At 40.3% G+C, this 18,599-nt stretch carries 17 protein-coding genes; 2 read left to right on the forward strand and 15 right to left on the reverse strand.

The window, feature by feature from the left end; genetic code table 11:
* Positions 1–140: 140 nt before the first annotated feature.
* From DIZ80_05655 to DIZ80_05685, 7 genes are all read right to left on the reverse strand, one after another.
* On the reverse strand, positions 141–2,639 hold the full coding sequence (locus DIZ80_05655; GenBank protein ID RDH84948.1) for a hypothetical protein: 2,499 nt from the start codon (positions 2,637–2,639) through the stop codon (positions 141–143).
* A gap of 99 nt (positions 2,640–2,738) precedes the next feature.
* On the reverse strand, positions 2,739–3,035 hold the full coding sequence (locus DIZ80_05660; protein RDH84949.1) for a hypothetical protein: 297 nt from the start codon (positions 3,033–3,035) through the stop codon (positions 2,739–2,741).
* A gap of 176 nt (positions 3,036–3,211) precedes the next feature.
* On the reverse strand, positions 3,212–3,577 hold the full coding sequence (locus DIZ80_05665) for a hypothetical protein (GenBank protein RDH84950.1): 366 nt from the start codon (positions 3,575–3,577) through the stop codon (positions 3,212–3,214).
* Positions 3,578–3,648: 71 nt separating this feature from the next.
* Positions 3,649–4,641, reverse strand: coding sequence for an adenosine kinase (locus DIZ80_05670; GenBank protein RDH84951.1), 993 nt, complete (start codon positions 4,639–4,641; stop codon positions 3,649–3,651).
* 51 nt (positions 4,642–4,692) lie between these two features.
* The gene (locus DIZ80_05675) at positions 4,693–5,685 is read right to left on the reverse strand and encodes a DNA polymerase III subunit delta (GenBank protein ID RDH84952.1); all 993 of its coding nucleotides are present in this window, start codon (positions 5,683–5,685) and stop codon (positions 4,693–4,695) included.
* A gap of 5 nt (positions 5,686–5,690) precedes the next feature.
* On the reverse strand, positions 5,691–6,242 hold the full coding sequence (locus DIZ80_05680; protein RDH84953.1) for a hypothetical protein: 552 nt from the start codon (positions 6,240–6,242) through the stop codon (positions 5,691–5,693).
* Entirely contained in the window at positions 6,242–8,695 is a 2,454-nt protein-coding gene (locus DIZ80_05685; protein ID RDH84954.1) for a leucine--tRNA ligase, read from the reverse strand. The genes DIZ80_05680 and DIZ80_05685 overlap by 1 nt, the downstream gene beginning before the upstream one ends.
* Positions 8,696–8,820: 125 nt before the next feature.
* On the opposite strand from DIZ80_05685, the gene DIZ80_05690 reads away from it, so the two are divergent.
* A complete protein-coding gene (locus DIZ80_05690; protein ID RDH84955.1) occupies positions 8,821–9,357 on the forward strand; it encodes a hypothetical protein in 537 nt (178 codons plus the stop codon).
* 110 nt (positions 9,358–9,467) lie between these two features.
* On the opposite strand, the gene DIZ80_05695 is transcribed toward DIZ80_05690, so the two are convergent.
* The gene (locus tag DIZ80_05695; GenBank protein RDH84956.1) at positions 9,468–10,016 is read right to left on the reverse strand and encodes a hypothetical protein; all 549 of its coding nucleotides are present in this window, start codon (positions 10,014–10,016) and stop codon (positions 9,468–9,470) included.
* Positions 10,017–10,081: 65 nt separating this feature from the next.
* A complete protein-coding gene (locus tag DIZ80_05700; GenBank protein ID RDH84957.1) occupies positions 10,082–10,708 on the reverse strand; it encodes a hypothetical protein in 627 nt (208 codons plus the stop codon).
* Positions 10,709–10,916: 208 nt separating this feature from the next.
* Here DIZ80_05700 and DIZ80_05705 point away from each other — a divergent pair, with 208 nt between their 5' ends.
* On the forward strand, positions 10,917–11,939 hold the full coding sequence (locus tag DIZ80_05705) for a cytochrome-c peroxidase (protein RDH84958.1): 1,023 nt from the start codon (positions 10,917–10,919) through the stop codon (positions 11,937–11,939).
* A gap of 77 nt (positions 11,940–12,016) precedes the next feature.
* Here the strand turns inward: DIZ80_05705 and DIZ80_05710 are convergent, their stop codons facing one another.
* The 6 genes from DIZ80_05710 to DIZ80_05735 all read right to left on the reverse strand — a co-directional run bounded on the left by DIZ80_05710 (position 12,017) and on the right by DIZ80_05735 (position 18,478).
* Complete coding sequence (locus DIZ80_05710) at positions 12,017–13,084, reverse strand: metal-dependent hydrolase (protein RDH84959.1); 1,068 nt, start codon at positions 13,082–13,084, stop codon at positions 12,017–12,019.
* Between the two features lie 54 nt (positions 13,085–13,138).
* Complete coding sequence (locus tag DIZ80_05715; protein ID RDH84960.1) at positions 13,139–14,632, reverse strand: apolipoprotein N-acyltransferase; 1,494 nt, start codon at positions 14,630–14,632, stop codon at positions 13,139–13,141.
* 82 nt (positions 14,633–14,714) lie between these two features.
* Positions 14,715–15,566 (reverse strand): magnesium/cobalt efflux protein, encoded by an 852-nt coding sequence (locus tag DIZ80_05720; protein ID RDH84961.1) that lies wholly within the window; start codon positions 15,564–15,566, stop codon positions 14,715–14,717.
* The gene (locus DIZ80_05725) at positions 15,563–16,084 is read right to left on the reverse strand and encodes an rRNA maturation RNase YbeY (protein RDH84962.1); all 522 of its coding nucleotides are present in this window, start codon (positions 16,082–16,084) and stop codon (positions 15,563–15,565) included. The genes DIZ80_05720 and DIZ80_05725 overlap by 4 nt, the downstream gene beginning before the upstream one ends.
* The gene (locus tag DIZ80_05730; GenBank protein RDH84963.1) at positions 16,084–17,088 is read right to left on the reverse strand and encodes a phosphate starvation-inducible protein PhoH; all 1,005 of its coding nucleotides are present in this window, start codon (positions 17,086–17,088) and stop codon (positions 16,084–16,086) included. The genes DIZ80_05725 and DIZ80_05730 overlap by 1 nt, the downstream gene beginning before the upstream one ends.
* Before the next feature lie 31 nt (positions 17,089–17,119).
* On the reverse strand, positions 17,120–18,478 hold the full coding sequence (locus DIZ80_05735) for a tRNA (N6-isopentenyl adenosine(37)-C2)-methylthiotransferase MiaB (GenBank protein RDH84964.1): 1,359 nt from the start codon (positions 18,476–18,478) through the stop codon (positions 17,120–17,122).
* Positions 18,479–18,599: the final 121 nt, after the last annotated feature.

The following is an 18,599-nucleotide window of genomic DNA, read 5'->3' on the forward strand; positions in this document are numbered from 1 at the left end:
GCAGTGTTTTTAGTCGAAGCAGATTCTGCTCTTACAGCTCTACCCCTGTTTGATACAAATAGATTTAAAACTAGACATAATAATGAACTAAAAGTTTTTGATAATTGAAAACAAAACACCCGCAATGAAAATTAAAAAAACTAATGCTCTATTGTTTCCAGCGCGCTACTTAACGCATGATCAAACACAGAATGCTGCATGATAATACCAGATAGACCTTTCTCAATTTCATTCGCAAATATATCAGCTTCTTTTTCAATAACTACATTACCAAGGTGATCAACAAATACCATTGAAGCATCATGCACCAGTATTACGGCAAGTTTAAGTCTTCTTACCGGTTTGTCCTCTCCGTTATAAACAATAAACCAGGCACCAGGGGCAACCCCATCAGGAAGCCTTGAAATTTTTTCTCTGGCAACATCCTCCGGGGTTTCCTCAGGTTCTGGCTCAGCTTCTACCTGAGCCTCTTCCTGATCCAGCACCAGATCTTCTTCTGTATCAGATTCTTCACTTACAGGAGCATCTTTAGATTCAGGCTTCTCCTCATCAACCTGATCAACCTGATCAACCTGATCAACCTGATCAACCAGATCTGTATCAACTTCTGGCTCATCAGGTTTTTCAGGAATGTCTGTATTAGCTATTAAAGCTTCATATGTCGACTCAAGATCAACTATTACTGCATCAACAACCTTTTTGCCTTTTTTACAGTTGGCCAACTTGCTTCTAGTTGCTTCAACGATATCGTGATTAGTTAATCCAAGCTCTTCTAACTCTTCCCTTGAATTTATAGGTTGTACACTTTCAATGATTTTTTGCAAAATCATTAACAACTCAACCCATTCATCATTTGCTTTACCATTTTTTAAAAAATGGTTAAACATCATGCTGGGCCAGATTTTTAATACTAGAGTACGTATACCTTCTGGCAACTCTTTACCAATTGTAATTTTACGAATTTCCTGAAGAACCATGCTTTTGGCGTGCGCCATTTTTATAGTTTTCTGAGATTCCGCTTCATTGTCTCTGGCTTTACTATAAATATCTTCGGTTAATTCGTTTAGCTCATCCAGCGCTATTTTAAATGCAATAACATCATCGTTATAATCACTTAATAATTTACGCACGATTTGTTCAATTTCAATATATACGGGATCTTTATGTTCGGAAACACCTACGCCCGCTTCTGCTATTTTATCTAACAACTGACGAGCTGGATGCTGGTCATCAACAAAAAAATCTGCATCCAGCATAGCCGCTTTAATGACTGGGATCTGTAAACTCAATAACAGGGTTTTGATTTCATCTGTGATGCTATCTTCATCAATAATTGCATCAAAAATCAGCTTAATAAAATCGATGGTTTTTTCAGAAACCTGATGAACAGCTTTAGTAACTGCTCCGCCTTCTGTTTCACCAATACTTGAGAGTACGGCTTTTTTAATCTGATTTGCATCGAATACAAGCGGTGTCTGACTAAGATCAGTTGCAGGTGCCTGCAAATCAGTTAATGCAGTCATGACCTGTTGTTGAGAGTAATAACCCGCACCACCAGCAGGAGCAACATCACCCTGACTACCACCCACATAATTTTCTATGCTGGATCTGACCTGCCCAACGGGAACACCCGCTGAATACTCCTGACCAGAAGGCCCTGTTTGAGGTGCTGCACCCTGAGAGTAACCTTGCATACCACTGCCAAAAGCCCTTCTTGGGGCAGCTGGAGCAAATCCACCCTGCGGTGGAGGTGGCTGATAACCCTGCGGAGGCATTGGTGGTGGTGCACCGGGCGCACCTGAGTTCATGGGTGGTGGTGGCGGAGCACTACCAGAATAACCCTGCATACCACTGCCAAATGCTCGTCGAGCACCCGGTCGTGGTTGAGGCGCAGCCCCCTGAGGGGGAGCCTCTTCAATCTCTGGCTCTTCCTGATAATCAGGTGCCTCATAGTGCGGTATCGCGCCACTGAAATCTATTTCTGGCAATATTCCCTGCTCAATTAATAAATTATTCAGGGACTCATACAGTGAACCAACATCTTTTATCAATGCCTGGTTAAAAAAACGGTAAACAACCAGTCGGTTACCATCAATTAAATCTGTTTTAGACACAGCCTCATGCATGGCATCACACATTCGCTTGGGTTCAAGCGCTTCACCATGAAAGATATCATCATTATATTTACCTAATTCTTTAAAGCGTGCGATAAGATTATTTATAGATTCAGCGTTGTCCATTGCGGATTTGCTGCTGATGGTCGTCAAGGTCACCATCTCATCCATTTCATTTTGTTCTACCAGACCCAGCTCAACCGCTTTTTTCACCTGCTTTTTTTCAGGTAACTCATCAAGCTCACTCATGGGCTGAAAATAAAAACTTAATTCATCAACAAACCCCTGTTGAATTATCTGTTTATCCGCACGAACCGAATTCATACATTCAAACAAACCATTTTGTTCGGCGGTGCTTGTCGCCTCATCAGCAGCTTTAAACAGATAGTCATCCGCCTGTTTAAACAAATCATCCAGATGAGAAACAAAAAATGTTTCTAATTGAGAAATAATTTCATCAACCAGCTCGGTATAATACCTTGGCTGCTCTTCGACACTCTGATTTTCAGTATCAGTATCACTCACCTGAAGCTTCCCTCATATTCCATATATCCACCAGACAACAACTTTCATTTAGATCAAACACCTGTCTAATACTTCTTACCTGACATTAGCTGAGCGAGTTTATAAATCACTAGCAAAGTCCAGCTCTATAAAGGCAAGACCGATGCCTCTTTCGTCCTGACGTACAACGACAGCATCATTACTGGGAAACTCCACTCCGGTCTCTTTTTCATCATTAATAATTTTGACTTCAACTACTTCGCCTATTATCGGACGGCGTAATTTATCAACAACTAGAAATACGCCCCCATCACTGATATCCAGAGTTCTGACCGTTTTCTTTTCCCCTGAAGGAAACCCCAGTTCGACTTCAAGATGAATCTCTTGTCGTGGGTGTTTTCGAAGTTCCTTACTCACCTGATGCTCACCTTATCCATACATCTGCTTAATTACATTTTTATTTATGCGCAAATTAACTTAAGTCTGCTTTGACTAAATAATAGTCGGTATTTAATTTTTTCCCATCAAATGACTGATTATTTTTTATCCATATAGTATTTTCAGTCACCGGTAACTTAATATAACTACATGAATTATTTCAATTTTTTTCGGTTTGGATAGTAAACTGCATTTAAATTGGCCATTGCCATATAAATAGTATTTTTGGGGTTTTTCCTGCAATACATATCAATCCAGCTCAAAGCCCCCTGAAAATCAGTATCTCCCAAAAGATTATAGGTATCACCTGATGAACGATTACTGGCCGTAAGATACCCTGAAATCCAGTTTTTATAGGATATTTCAGAAAACCCACCGTTATTACGTGCTTCAAGATATGTTTCACATACCTGACGCCCGACGCCATATATCCAGTAACGGCCATTTTTATCTGCTGAATATGCATTTTGTGCAGACAATGAGAGTAATAATGCTCCCCAAAGTGTGACTGCTTTAATCATTGTTTAATCCTGTTATTTTTATAATTACTAAACACTGGCTTATATTAGCACCTGTATACGAACTCTGGAAATTAACCCTGAACAATGTCCAATATTTCTTTATGCTCTGATGCCGCCAGCCTTGGACCAAATTGACTCACAACTTTTGCTGCAGCCAGACTCGCTATATTACCCGCCTCGTAAAAGGAATGTCCATGAGTAATACCATACAAAAATGCACCTGCAAACATATCTCCAGCGCCATTTGAATCAACTGCTTTAACATCATGAGGTGATATTTCAATCATATTTTTACCATCAAACAATGTTGCACCCTCAGAGCCCTGAGTAATAGCGAAGGTAGAAGCAATTTGCTTTAATGACTCGACTGCTGATTCCAGGTTATCCGTATCTGACCAGCTCATAGCTTCAGCTTCATTACAAAAAAGCAAATCAACTTTATTACCAATCATTTCTTTCAGACCATCTTTAAAAAACTGCACCATTGCAGGGTCTGAAAATGTTAATGCTGTTTTAACACCATTTTCTTCGGCAACTTTTCGTGCCTCTATTGCCGCATGACGTCCAGTTTCTGAAGAAACCAGATATCCTTCGATATATAAATACTCTGAATCTTTTATTGCAGATAAATGCAGCTCATCAACTGAAAAATTTGCTGTGATCCCCAGATAGGTGTTCATCGTGCGCTCAGCATCCGGCGTAATCATGACCAGACATTTACCCGTTATTCCGTCTTTACGCCCGTCACCCACATTACTATCAACACCAGCTTCCTGAAGGTCATTCACATAAAAATCACCCAATTCATCATTAGCAACTTTACACGAATAAAAAGATTTACCACCAAAATAGCTGGTTGCAATGATAGTGTTAGCAGCAGATCCACCCGAAGCTTTTTTACCATCAAAAGCATCAAGGTGCCCCATTAATTCATGCTGACGATCTTCATCAACTAACGTCATTACACCTTTATCAATACCATTGGATTGAAAGAAACTATCTTCAACTTCAAACTCCATATCGACCAATGCATTACCAACACCATATACGTGATATTTTTTCATCTGTTTTTACCTTTAGAATCTTTGGCGCAGAGAGCTCTGCGCTAAAGATTTTTATTGAGCTATTTGTGTACTTAACATTAAAAGTTCATCCCAGGCTTTTCCCGGTTCAACACCTTTAATTACTTTATCTATTTTCGCGCAGCGTTTTAAAAAAAGCTTCCATCTGGTTGCATGATGTCGTGACAGTGCTTTTCGAATAAGCGCTTTGCGGTTATCCCATACTCGCTGTTTTACCATTGCTGCATCAGCAGAAATATTCGCTTCTGAAATTTTGGCAATCATACGCACTTCACGACTTAATGCCCATAGCATTAACACGGGCTCAACACCCTCATTTTTTAATCCACCAATTATACGTGATGTACGCGCGACGTCTCCGGCAAGCGCCGTATCAACCAGATCATATATATTATACCGGGAGCTATCTGACACAGCAGATGCCGTTTGATCAAAATTTAATTTTCCAGCACCGTATAATAAAAACAGTTTATCCACTTCCTGAGCAGCGGCCAGTAAATTTCCTTCAACCCGATCTGACAATAACTGAATTGCTTCTCTGTCAGCTGCTATTCCTTTTGACTGTAAACGTTGATTAATCCAGCCGGGCAACTGGTCTGCGTTAATCGGCCAACACTGGATAACCACTCCTTGCTGATCGAGAGTTTTAAACCATTTAGTGTTTTTAGAACTCCCTTCCAGTTTGCCACTGCTAATAATAAGTATTACATCATCAGCCGGACGCTGAGCATACTCCTGCAAAATTTTTGAACCAACTTTACCGGGTTTACCCGTAGGTAATCGTAATTCGAGAATTCTTTTTTCCGCAAATAAAGACAAACTATTCGCCGAGTCCAGTAACTGATTCCAGTCAAACTGAGCATCTACATCCATGACTTCTCGCTCTGTATAATCACGCTTTCGCGCTTCTGCACGAATACGATCGGCAGACTCCATCACCTGTAGCGGTTCATCACCACAGATAAAGTATATTGCCGCAAGGTCACTGTTTAAATGTCGGCCGAGCTGGTCAGGGCGAACCTTCATATTCTTTAAGTTTTACTCTGTAAACGCAATAAAATCAGCCTGATAATATCCTGCTGCATTTCTTCATATAGTTTAGATTCTTCACGACTATTACCTAATACATCTTCTGTATCAAATACAAAATCACGCTCTATACGAATATCCTGATTTTCTATTTCAAATCCTTCATCCAGCTTTTTAATATTAAAACTAATAACATAAGTAAGCGTATATTCTCGTGCACGACCATTCGCATCAACCGATATAATACGCTTGCTTCGTAATTCTTTTGATAATGTTAAAACAGCAACATTGTCAGCAGCTCCATTTACAATTTTTATATTACTTGCTTCCAGACTTCTTATTAACGCACGATTTAAGGTCGATTTTTTTTCAGCTGAATCAACATACGTTGTTTTCATTGCATCGGGTAGCTGGTATACACCCCGTAATTTAAAACCACAACCTGCTAATAAAACCAGCGTAATAAAAAAAATAATGCTACGCTGCAGGAAAGCCCCAAGGTACTCATGTGAAGCTAAAGACCTACCAATAGATATAGAGGAATAAAGGCCCATTAAGTAGCCACAATATTTACAAGTCGGCCAGGCACAACAATAATTTTACGCACAGTTTTACCTTCTGTATGTGCTTTTACATGCTCATCATCCTGAGCCAGCACTTCTATGCTTTCTTTATCCGCATCCGCAGCAATTTTTATCTTACTACGTAACTTACCATTGACCTGTACCATCAGCTCAATGCTATCCTGAACCATCGCAGTTTCATCTGCTACTGGCCAGCTTTCATCGATGACAACACTCTCATGCCCTAACTCTTTCCACATAGCATGACTAAAATGCGGCACGATAGGTGACATCATCAACACCATTGCATCTAATGCCTCCTGAACAACTGCACGTCCATTATCTGAATCATCCTTAAACCTGGATAACTCATTACTTAGCTCCATTACCGCAGCAATGGCCGTATTGAAAGTATAACGGCGACCAATATCATCACCCACTTTTTCAATTGTCTGGTGCAGCTTTAAACGTAATGCTTTTTGATTGTCCGTTAAGCCACCTATATCTAATGCTTTAGCATTACCGCCACTAACATGATTAAAAATCAAACGGTATAAACGCTTAAGAAAACGCGCTGCACCATCTACACCTTCATCAGACCATTCAAGTGATTGCTCCGGAGGCGCGGCAAACATGGTAAATAAACGCACTGTATCTGCGCCATAGGTTTCAATTAAACCCTGCGGGTCCACTGTATTGCCTTTTGACTTGGACATTTTAGTGCCATCTTTCAACACCATGCCCTGGGTTAATAACTGCTTAAACGGCTCATCACTGCCTTTAATCAAACCCACATCACGCATCAGTTTATGGAAAAAACGTGCATACAATAAATGTAATACCGCGTGTTCAATCCCACCTACATATTGATCTGCTGGTAACCAGTAATTAGCTCTTTCATCTAACATACTATCCGCATCCGGGCAGGTATAACGTGCGTAGTACCACGACGATTCAAAGAAAGTATCAAAGGTATCCGTTTCACGTATTGCGTCACCACCGCAGGTTGGGCAGGTGGTTTCATAAAACTCGGGCATTTTTTTAATCGGTGAACCCACATCATCACCAAAAGCAGCATCTTCTGGCAATATCACCGGTAACTGATCTTCTGGTACGGCAACCGCACCACATTTATCACAGTTAACAATCGGTATAGGCGTACCCCAGTAACGCTGACGAGAAACACCCCAGTCTCTTAAACGAAAGTTAACCTGCTTTTCGCCTTTGCCTTCTGAACTTAAAAACTCTGCAATTGCATCAACTGCTTGCGCAGAAGTTTTACCGTCAAACTGACCTGAATTCTGTAATACACCTTTTTCGGTAAAAGCCGCTTTTTCTATATCACAGGCTTCATCATTAGCCGGATATATAACCTGTTTAATATTTAAACCATATTTTTTAGCAAACTCATAATCACGCTGATCATGAGCCGGCACCGACATAACCGCCCCTGAACCATAATCCGCAAGCACGAAATTCGCAGCATAAACGGGTACTTCCTCACCGGTTACCGGGTGTTTCGCTTTAAAGCCTGTATCGATTCCCTTCTTCTCCATGGTAGCCATATCAGCTTCGGCAACTTTTGTTGTTTTACATTCAGTTATAAAAGCCTGTAACTCTGCATTTGATTCAGCCGCTTTATGCGACAATGAATGCTCAGCTGCAACCGCTACATAAGTCACACCCATTAATGTATCAGGGCGAGTCGTATAAACCGTTAGAGGTTCTTCGCCATCTACAGCAAATTGCAGCTCCACACCCTCTGAACGACCAATCCAGTTGCGCTGCATGGTGCGCACCTGCTCAGGCCAGCCTTCCAGCTTATCCACATCAGTTAATAACTCATCCGCATAATCGGTGATTTTCATAAACCACTGGGGAATTTCTCTGCGCTCAACAGGTACACCAGAACGCCAGCCACAACCATCAACCACCTGTTCATTTGCCAGTACGGTTTGATCAACCGGATCCCAGTTAACAACTGCATTTCGTTTATATACCAGGCCTTTTTCATACAATTTGGTAAATAACCACTGCTCCCAACGATAGTATTCCGGCGTACAGGTCGCAATTTCACGATCCCAGTCATATCCAAAGCCCAGTCGTTTTAACTGGCCGCGCATATAATCAATATTGGAATATGTCCATTTAGCTGGATGTGAGTTATTTTTGTGCGCAGCATTTTCTGCTGGCAGGCCAAATGCATCCCATCCCATGGGCTGCAGCACGTTTTTACCCTGCATCCGCTGGTATCTGGAAATCACATCACCGATAGAATAGTTCCGCACATGCCCCATATGTAACCGACCACTTGGGTAAGGGAACATAGATAGACAATAAAATTTTTCTTTACTGGCATCCTCTGTTACTTTAAATACTTGATTTTCCTGCCAAAATTCCTGAACATCCTGTTCTATTTTTTGTGCATCATAGTTTTCTTGCATTAATCTGTCTTCAATTGAGTGGGTTATCACAAACTTGTTATGAATATGGGCTATATAAAGAAGTGAAGGATACATCAGACCAATGAGTTAGGAAACTCTGATATTTACGTTAAAGAGGTAGGTCTATGTCTACACCGGATAAACAGAATGAAACATCACTGGTAGAAGCTTATAACCAGATGATGGCTCGTGTCAGGGACAGCATTGATAATGCAGAGGCTCATGCGATGCCGACACTGCAAAAAGCCATTGAGCAGGCTAAAGATCAGGCTATCCACCTGGGTGAAGTAAGTCTGGAAGATGCAGAAGAAATCGGAAACTATATAAAACGCGATATTAATGACGCTGCCGAATATCTAATGGAGACCAGCCACGAATTTAGTGAATGGCTGATGCTGGATATAGATATTATTGAACAGAAAGTTCTGGAATTATTTCTGTCCGTTGCAGATAAAACACGGTTAGAGCTAGAACAACTCTCACATGCAGCCTGCAATGAAATTAAAGCCGATAAAATCAGTGAATATAAAAGCGGAGAAATTACAGGCCCGGGATCACTCATCTGTGCCAATTGCAAAAACATGATTCAATTTAATACCACCAGCACCATACCCGACTGTAACCAGTGTGGTGGACAGTACTTTAAACGCGCTGATGTATGATTACTAACAGGGATTAATTAACCTCACTTAATCCCTTTCCTGATAAGACATATGACCTCAGTAACAAGCTACTGATTTCTAGAGTTTAATCCCGTTAAAATCACCTGATATTATTTAAGAACCACCTTTTTTTCAGGCATTAAAATCGCTAGTGCCGCCATGGTTTTATCAAAGTCACCCGACCTTGTAATAAACTTAAGGTTAGTCAATTTATCTTTAAATAAGTCGATAATAAAATATCCTTTATTCAATTCTTTTTTATTGCAACCCGGAAAATACGGTAACAACAAAGGATCATCATATATAAAAACATTAGATATTGAATTAAATTTGAAATCATATTCATAATACTGTTTTTCAAATACAACAATGTCATCAAAATTCTGGATCTGTTTCTTCAGTTGCCGCCCACGCTCGTGTGCAAGCATGTATATTTTGTCATCATGAACGAGCATATCTGAATTTTCGTCATACCAGAAACCACGAGAGCCACAAATACCCTGCGACTCTTTCCCGGCCCATACTCTTTTTTGAAGAATTTCTTTCGCCTGATCTACTGTCATCTCTTTTTTAAACGCCAGCATCTTTTCATTCGGTGAATAATCAGAAGAACACGCTATCAACTGAGAAACAATTATGAACAACAATACTTTTTTCATTTTTAGATCCTTTTTTACAAAACTTACACCAACGTTAACAGAATAAAATCACGAACAATTGGACCTTACTTTGCATAAATCATATGTTCACCCCAATTCCAGGTTTTTTCTATCTTTTCCCCGGATAAAGGAATCATCTCAACCAGCATATTCTGCAGATTTAAAATCGCACATGAATGATTAAAAACAGAACTTCCTGGATTCACCACCAGCACTCCCCCCATATATTCAGCAAACACCTGATGAGTATGCCCAACTACCAACACATCATAATCAAATGTTTCCAGTTTTTGAGACCAGTACTCTCGTTTACCCGGTTCGACTTCCCCATCTTTATTTAACAACTTGATTCCACCATGACTCTCATCCGGAGGTTGAGCGTGAACCATATACAGCCTTTTACCAGACATTTCCATTTCATAAGTGGCCGGTAACTCTTTAAGAAACTGTATAGAAGCAGCATCCGCCTCTTCGCCGTGCCGTTTAAGATATGACTGATCATGGTTACCCACAACTGTCTGACAATTACTTCTTTTCAACAGAGATACCGTTTGATCAAGCTGATCCATATAACCCGCAATATCACCTGCACATAAAATCTGATCAACGCCTTTACCCATAAATATATTAATCGCTTCTTCCACAGGTTCCGGACTTGCATGCACATCACTGATTAAGCCTATTAACGCCATAACACACTCTCAGACCACTTTGATAACAACTCCAGAATAATACGCCTGAACACATAAAACAAAGGTTTCTAGAGATAACCGGTTCACTCGATTATCCAGCACTTTACTGGTTATAGAAATTATCTATCAATATGATAGATATTAGAAAATAGCTAAATAACTGTTATTTCGTCAAAATGCACCAACTAAAATTTACGCTGGAACAACTATGAAACATTTAACACCCCTTTTACTTGTATCCCTAATCTCCTTTCAGGCGCAGGCAACTGACTGGAAAGCTTTACCAGACAGCGCGCCTGCACCTGCAGACAACCCAACTACAGCGGAAAAAGTTGAACTGGGAAAAATGCTATTTATGGACCCGCGCTTCTCTTCCACCGGCACTGTATCCTGTAATTCATGCCATAACGTAATGGAAGGTGGTGATGACAGCCGTAGTGTTTCAATGGGCGTTCATGGTAAAACAGGTGGACGTAATGCACCGACTGTATGGAACTCAGCATTCCACTCAGTTCAATTCTGGGATGGCCGCGCACCATTACTTGAAGACCAGGCTAAAGGCCCTGTTGCTAACCCGATTGAAATGGGTATGAAAGACGTTGAAACTGCAATGGAAAGAGTTAAAACGATACCAGGGTATAAAACAGTTTTTGATAAGGCATTTGGAAAAGATAGTATGACTGTTGAAAATGCAGCAAAAGCAGTTGCTGCTTTTGAGCGTACTTTAATCACACCAAATAGCCCTTATGACAAATATGTAAAAGGCAATAAAACTGCAATGAACAAACAACAGGTTCAAGGCATGAATAAATTTGCTGAAGCTGGCTGCACATCCTGTCATTCTGGCGCGGCCTTTAATGGACCAGAACAAAAACTGGGTGAAGGCTTTTACGTGATGTTCCCAACCTTTGATAACAAATATGTAAGTAAATATAAATTAGATGAAGACAAGGGGCGTGAAGAAGCAACGGGTAAAGCAACAGATCGCGGAATGTTCCGCATACCAACTTTACGCAATATCACAGATACCGCACCTTACTTCCATAATGGTTCTGTAAATGATTTAGCTGAAGCTGTTCGAGTAATGGCAAAAACACAACTTAACAGTACGCTGGCTGAAAAAGATGTAAATGATATTGTTGCTTTCCTTGGTGCACTAACTGGAGAGTACCCGGAAATCACTATGCCTAGACTGCCAGCAACATCTGGCACCAGCATTATTGCCGATTAAGGCAGGGCTCTGAAACTGACGCAGAGATTATTTAATATTAAAAATAATCTCTGCACCTTAACTTCAAATATTTTCTTTTAGAACAACATTTCCAGAAATCGGTCCACTGTTTCTTTATCAGGACGGCTCTTCATTTTATAACCTACATGTTGAGTATTATCCTTATTATCACTCAATAGAATCCCCCACATAGACTCAATACGATTCGGTAAAAAGGAATAACGCACATCTATAATATAATCACCCCCCTCATTGCTCATCGCCAGATAATCATTTGAGAACCAGCGAAATCGCTCAATATCACGCGCTTGCTGAGTATTTATATCAAGCCAGGGAAGATCTCTCTCTATATTTAATTTCTGAACAGATACACCTGAAATAATGTCTTTAGCCCATAAAAGTTTTACTGCATCGATATAATATCGCCCATCATATTCATACATTGTTTTCCATACATGTCTGTTGGCAAAACTGGGTTTCACATTACTGCGCTCAATTAGATGCCCTCTTTGCAAAGCCAGTGTTTTAAGAGAATCCTCTGCTCGATATTTTTGCACCAGGCCAAGACTTAAAAACAGCACTGCATACAAGAAAGCAATCCGCGCAAACACTACTTTTTTTCGAAAAGCAGCTAACAATGAAAATATAACTAATGGAAATGTAAACAAAGGATCAATAATTGAAACAGTATTCCATGCCACACGTTCATTCGAAAACGGCCAGTACAACTGTGTTCCATATGAGGTACAGGCATCTAATAACCCATGCGTTGCAAAACCTAAAAATGAAAATAGGTATATCTGCTTAAAGGAAAGTTTCGACTTAAAAAACGGATAAAAAAGCAAAGCACAAATAAATGAACCAAAGGGGATAAATATAAGTGAATGTGTAAACTGCCGATGAAACTCTAAAAACAGTAACGGATCAGCTGCTGATCTAATTAACACATCCAGATCAGGTGCCATCCCCGCAAGTGCACCAATAATCAGCGCAGATACCTGTTGTGATTTATTACTCGCAGAAGACTGAGAAAGACTACCTCCTAAAAACGCCTGGGAAACAGGATCCACTATTTCGCCTTTAAACTCAGCGGTAGTAATATAAACTCGATTAACCCATAAATCATCAATGCCACTACAGCATATATCACCCTTCTAGGCATTTTATTCAATACCTGAAACTGTTGCCAAATTTCCATATTAATCATTTTTCCTTTTTAGTTTAAACCAGAGCAGCGTAATAACACCTGAAATCATTAAGAGATAATTAGCCCATAACACATAAGGCGTTGCACCCTTATAAGCCTGTATATCCGCTGTAATAACTTCTCGCCTGAACTGTTCAGCCTGATGCAGCACATCACCATTACGATCAATAACAGATGACACTCCAGTATTCGTAACACGCACCAGCATCCTCGCACTTTCTGCAGCTCTCATTCTCGCTATTTGATGATGCTGCCACGGCTGCACCGAATCTTCGAACCAGGCATCATTACTCACATTAATTAACAGTGTTGCTTCCGGCAAATCAAGCAACACACTTCTATCAAACGCATCTTCAAAACATATACTTAAACCAACAGGCTGACCCGCCACTTCAATTAATGGCTGCTCATCTTTGCCGCTATCTATATCCGACATAGGAATATTAACCCATTGTGCAAAAAAACCCAGTAAGGGTCTCAGTGGAAAATACTCTCCTAGCGGCACCAGGTGACGTTTTAAATACTTCTGGTTATCCAACGTAATCATAGAGTTATAATAACGCTTTGACTCCGCATCCCTTACAAACACACCTAGCATTACATCTGTCTGTGTTTCTTCAGCTTCTTTGGCTAAGGATTTCAGATAAAACGGAACTCGATAACGAAAACCCGGTATAGCCGTTTCTGGCCAGATTATTAAATCACTATCCCAGTGCTGTTGCGTTAGCTCTTTATACATCTGTAACGTTGGACGGTAGTTTTCCGGTTTCCATTTATCAGCCTGAGCAATATTACCCTGTATCATGCTCACTTTAATTGGCTCATCAATCGCTTCAGTCCACTCTATTTGGCTCAACAAATAACCCGAAATATAAATCACCAGAATCGATGGAACAGTTATTTTATATTTTGCATTGAATGGGCTGGCAGCCATTAAACCCGAGACAACCGTCACCAATAAACCAATACCCAATCCACCTACAAGAGGCGCATAACCTGACAAATAGGTATCTATATGAGCTATACCAATTTGCACCCATGGAAAGCCTGTTAAAAAATATCCACGAAGCCAGTCAAATAACATCCAGCTAATCGGATAAATTAAAACCAGCATTTTAAAACTGGAGGTTTTTATTAACCTGTTAGATAAATAAAATGCCAGAGCAGGAAATAACGCCATATAAGCCGACAATAAAACGATCGTAATCACTGCAACCGGGGCAGGCATACCCCCATGAAAATACAAACTATAAAACAGCCAGTAAATACCGTGTACAAACCAGCCAAACCCAAAAAAGTAAGCTCGACGAAATGCAGTAATGGGTTTTTGATCAAGACAAACAAGAAAAATGTATGCAATAAGAGGAAACTGTAACCAGAAATACCCATAAGGAGCGAAACTAAGAGGTAATAGTGCACCACAGATTAAAGCCAGTATTTCAAGAATATAAAAGGGGTTTTGTCTAACGCGTTGTAACTCTATCATTTTATATTTTTACACTAATTTTTTACTTCATATTGTCTATCTAAAGGCGATCATAAACCAGTTTAGTAAAACGGCATTATATTTACGTTGTTTTTTCTATTGAGGGCAAAAGCGTTAATTGAACATGTTTAATTCGACGGCTATCAGCACTCATAATTTTAAATAAATAATGATCAACGGTAATCACCTCACCACGTTTTGGCATATGCCCCAGCTTTTTCATTAACATACCGGCTAAAGTATCTGAGTCTTCTTCACTAAATGCACCTTCAAAAAACTCATTAAACTCCTCTATTGGCGTTAACGCTTTAACTGAATAACGATTAACCCCCATACGACGGATATTGCCAACTTCTTCAACATCATGCTCATCATCAATTTCACCCACAATCTGTTCTAGCACATCCTCTATAGTAACAAGACCCGCTACACCACCGTACTCATCAACTACCATAGCCATATGATTTCTACTGGCCCTGAACTCTTTTAACAAAACATTCAAACGCTTACTCTCAGGCACAAACACCGCTTTTCTTAATACGTCTTTAATATCAAAATCACTTCTACTTTCCTGGTCTACATATCGTAATAAATCTTTTGCTAACAATACGCCTTCAATTTCATCTCTATTTTCTCCAATCACCGGAAATCGAGAGTGACCTGATTCATTAACAACAGGCAACATACTTTCATATGCCGTATCTTCTTCAAGCACAACCATATGCGAACGCGGAACCATAATGTCCCGAACCTGAATCTCAGATACCTGCAGCACACCTTCAATCATATTAAGCGCTTCCATATCTAACAGGTCTCGTTTTTCCGAGGCCTGTAATACTTCTATCAGCTCCTGATTATTCTGTGGTGTTTCAAGAAAAATACGACTTAGCTTCTCAACCAGGCTTAATCTTTCTTCATTTAATCGGTCGTTCATGATTTTAATTCCGTCACTGACGTTTTTTCAGGGTTATTAAAAAGATATGGGTCTGAAAAACCTAACTGCTGCATTATTTGCGTTTCAAGAGATTCCATCTGCAATGCTCCTTCATCTTCGATATGGTCAAAGCCCTGCAAGTGCAACATGCCATGCACAACCATATGCGCCCAGTGCTCCTGCAGCGTTTTCTTTTGCTCATCAGCTTCTTTTTCAACAATTTCTGCGCAAATTGCCAGATCACCTAACATAGTGCTCAGCATTAATGACTCGTCAAAACCCGACTCCATTTGCATTGGAAAGGACAGCACATTAGTGGGTTTATTTTTGTTTCGATAGTCATTATTGAGCTGCTGACTTTCAGACAGATTTACAATACGCAAACTTAGTACGGGCTCTGCAGATTCATCGCCCTGCCAGGCAGCTTGAGCCCAGCTACACAATAAACTTCTCGACGGAGGTTCTTCTATTGTTTCAGGCAAATCTTCAGCAAACTGAACATCCATTTGTATTGCCATTACTTACGTTCCTGATTTTGTTTTATGGAGTTGTTTTCATCCTGAACTCTGGCTTCATGCGCATCATAAGCTTTAACTATTCGCTTCACCATGGGGTGACGTACAACATCTCGTGCTTTAAAAAACGTCATCGAAATATCATCTATGCCGTTTAATACATCTATCGCATGGCGTAAACCTGAGTAAGTACCTCTAGGTAAATCAATCTGGGTAACATCACCGGTAATAACCGCTGTTGAACCAAAACCGATTCGAGTTAAAAACATTTTCATTTGTTCGCGTGTTGTATTTTGCGCTTCATCTAAAATAATAAACGCATCATTTAATGTTCGTCCGCGCATATAAGCCAACGGTGCTATCTCTATAATATTGCGCTCAATTAATTTAGCCACTCGCTCAAAACCCATCATTTCATACAGAGCGTCATACATAGGGCGCAAATAAGGATCAATTTTTTGCGCCAGATCACCAGGTAAAAAACCCAGTCGCTCTCCTGCTTCAACGGCCGGACGAACCAGTAATAAACGTTGCACAGTTTCTGACTCTAACGCAGCAACTGCACAGGCTACGGCCAGATAGGTTTTTCCAGTACCTGCTGGCCCTATACCAAAACTTAAATCATGCGTCTGAATGCTTTTTAAATAGGCAACCTGATTTAAACCACGCCCCCGTATCTGCTCTTTGCGTAAGCGAATATTCCATTGATTCGCATCCAGCATCAATTCTTCATCCATTTCCTGAAAACCAGATTCCTGCAACTGGAGATGAACATGGTTTGCCGTAAGCTGTTGATCTTTGGTAAACAGATACAGATCTTTAAGAATATCTGCACCGATCTTCACATCACCCGAATCACCAATTAGTTGAAAATGGTGATTACGGTTATTTATTTCTACACCCAGACGTCTTTCTATCTGTTGTAAATGCTCATTCATTGGGCCACACAAGTTCGCCAGACGTTGGTTATCTGCGGGCTCAAATTCTATATCCAGACTTTCTGCCATAATTTAATTATAGTGCTTTAATATGTGATATTTAGACTGATAGTCGCGCATGATCTATATCCGCAATTTCAACAAACTCACCCTGCAGTGAGTTCACCAGTGCTTTTGTGATCTTCACATCCACAAAGTGACCAATTAATCGTTCAGCCCCATCAAAGTTAACCACCCTGTTGTTTTCAGTACGGCCAGCCATTTGTTTTGAATCTTTTCTAGATGTACGTTCAACAAGAACTCTTTGCACCGTTCCTTCCATTGAAGTTGAAATTCCCATTGCCATTTCATTAATACGTTTTTGCAAACGCGCCAATCGCGCTTTCTTTGTTTCCATTAACACATCATCATCAAGAGATGCGGCAGGCGTACCCGGGCGAGCCGAATAAACAAAACTGTAAGATGTATCAAAACCAACATCCTCAATCAATTGCATTGTCTGCTCAAAATCATCATCGGTTTCACCTGGAAAACCAATAATAAAATCTGAAGATACCGTTAACCCCGGACGAAGCTCTCGCAGTTTACGAATCTTTGACTTATATTCCACCGCCATATGCCCACGTTTCATTGCAGCCAACACACGATCTGAACCACTTTGAACCGGCAGATGCACAAACGTCACCAGTTCCGGCACTTCCGCATAAGCCTGAATTAATGAATCAGAAAATTCAACCGGGTGAGAAGTTGTAAAACGAATTCGATCAATACCTTCCACGGCAGCCACGTAATGTATTAATAACGCCAGATCAGCAACTTCACCATCATGCATTTCACCACGATAAGAATTCACATTCTGACCCAGCAGATTAATTTCACGCACACCCTGCTGTGCAAGCTGAGCAATTTCAGTTAAAACATCATCAAAAGGGCGGGAGATTTCTTCACCACGGGTGTAAGGCACCACACAGAAGGTACAATATTTACTGCAGCCTTCCATAATAGAGACAAAAGCACTGGGGCCTTCCGCTTTTGGATCAGGCAAATTATCGAATTTTTCTATTTCAGGAAAAGAGATATCGACTATCGGTTTATGACTTACATCGACCCCATTCACCATATCCGGTAGACGGTGTAATGTTTGTGGACCAAAAACCATATCAACATGAGGCGCGCGTTTACGAATAGCCGCACCTTCCTGCGAAGCCACACAGCCACCAACACCAATAACTAAATCAGGATTATCCTGCTTCCAGTGTTTCCATTTACCCAATAAAGAAAATACTTTTTCCTGAGCTTTTTCACGAATAGAACAGGTATTCAATAACAGAATATCCGCATCTTCAGGGGTATCTACTTCTATGATTTCTTCTGAATCGGCCAGCACATCACGCATTTTAATCGAGTCATACTCATTCATCTGACAACCGAAGGTTTTAATATAAAGTTTGCGTGCCATAAAGCCTGTATTTTTCTAACAAAGGAACCGGCTATTTTACCACTTTCTATGGAAAAAGACTAAAGTAACGAACGAATCACCCTGTACTGATGTTAAGGATATAAATTAGAAAGAGCCCGTT

It is taken from the genome of endosymbiont of Galathealinum brachiosum, from assembly GCA_003349885.1.
In the GTDB taxonomy this organism is placed as follows: Bacteria; Pseudomonadota; Gammaproteobacteria; order SZUA-229; family SZUA-229; genus SZUA-229.

What these genes read in the sequence shown, in the direction of transcription:
- DIZ80_05665 (RDH84950.1), bottom strand. Translation starts at nt 3,577, where the DNA reads ATGATTAAAGCAGTCACACTTTGGGGAGCATTATTACTCTCATTGTCT.
- DIZ80_05670 (RDH84951.1), bottom strand. Translation starts at nt 4,641, where the DNA reads ATGAAAAAATATCACGTATATGGTGTTGGTAATGCATTGGTCGATATG.
- DIZ80_05675 (RDH84952.1), bottom strand. Translation starts at nt 5,685, where the DNA reads ATGAAGGTTCGCCCTGACCAGCTCGGCCGACATTTAAACAGTGACCTT.
- DIZ80_05680 (RDH84953.1), bottom strand. Translation starts at nt 6,242, where the DNA reads ATGGGCCTTTATTCCTCTATATCTATTGGTAGGTCTTTAGCTTCACAT.
- DIZ80_05685 (RDH84954.1), bottom strand. Translation starts at nt 8,695, where the DNA reads ATGCAAGAAAACTATGATGCACAAAAAATAGAACAGGATGTTCAGGAA.
- DIZ80_05690 (RDH84955.1), top strand. Translation starts at nt 8,821, where the DNA reads ATGTCTACACCGGATAAACAGAATGAAACATCACTGGTAGAAGCTTAT.
- DIZ80_05695 (RDH84956.1), bottom strand. Translation starts at nt 10,016, where the DNA reads ATGAAAAAAGTATTGTTGTTCATAATTGTTTCTCAGTTGATAGCGTGT.
- DIZ80_05700 (RDH84957.1), bottom strand. Translation starts at nt 10,708, where the DNA reads ATGGCGTTAATAGGCTTAATCAGTGATGTGCATGCAAGTCCGGAACCT.
- DIZ80_05705 (RDH84958.1), top strand. Translation starts at nt 10,917, where the DNA reads ATGAAACATTTAACACCCCTTTTACTTGTATCCCTAATCTCCTTTCAG.
- DIZ80_05715 (RDH84960.1), bottom strand. Translation starts at nt 14,632, where the DNA reads ATGATAGAGTTACAACGCGTTAGACAAAACCCCTTTTATATTCTTGAA.
- DIZ80_05720 (RDH84961.1), bottom strand. Translation starts at nt 15,566, where the DNA reads ATGAACGACCGATTAAATGAAGAAAGATTAAGCCTGGTTGAGAAGCTA.
- DIZ80_05725 (RDH84962.1), bottom strand. Translation starts at nt 16,084, where the DNA reads ATGGCAATACAAATGGATGTTCAGTTTGCTGAAGATTTGCCTGAAACA.
- DIZ80_05730 (RDH84963.1), bottom strand. Translation starts at nt 17,088, where the DNA reads ATGGCAGAAAGTCTGGATATAGAATTTGAGCCCGCAGATAACCAACGT.
- DIZ80_05735 (RDH84964.1), bottom strand. Translation starts at nt 18,478, where the DNA reads ATGGCACGCAAACTTTATATTAAAACCTTCGGTTGTCAGATGAATGAG.